General features: G+C 24.9%; 1 protein-coding gene. It reads left to right on the top strand.

The genetic code is table 11. The features are described 5' to 3' along the window. Positions 1-587: hypothetical protein (locus NY022_RS09555; protein ID WP_267525648.1), on the top strand; the 587-nt coding region annotated here is incomplete at both ends.

The following is a 587-nucleotide window of genomic DNA, read 5'->3' on the forward strand; positions in this document are numbered from 1 at the left end:
TTACTTAAAATAAGAGATGATAATTACAAAGGCTTTTTATTTACAATCTATGATGATAGTATAAAACTAATTGCTAATAAAAATAATATAAAAGTATGTGATATTAATAATGATAGATTAAAAAAAGAAATATTCTTAACAGCTCTAAAAAGAATGCTAGATTTAGAATTAGTTGTGCTTTATCCACCAAAAGTATTAGAAGCTAAAGAAGAAATAGAACAAGAAGATTATCAAAGATTTATTTGGGATTTTAGCGATGATGGAACATCACAAGTTTTAAATGATAATCCATTGAAAAATACTATAAGCAGAAAATATGTTTGGGATTTAAATAATGATGAGATGATAAATTATCTAAAAGAGAATATGCCTAATAATCCTTGGCATAAAGATTATAAAAATGCTAAAGGTGTTTATTGGTTTGGAGATTATTGTCCTACTCTTGGTTGGGTAGATTTAAATTATATTCATTATGCAACTAATCAAGGAATTATGTGCGTAGAATTTCTTAAAGAGAATAAAACAGGAACAATAGACATAGATTTTAGTGATGAAGAGTTAAATAATATAAGTATGGGTTTATATGA

It is taken from the genome of Campylobacter sp. MG1 (genome assembly GCF_026616895.1).
GTDB lineage: Bacteria > Campylobacterota > Campylobacteria > Campylobacterales > Campylobacteraceae > Campylobacter_E.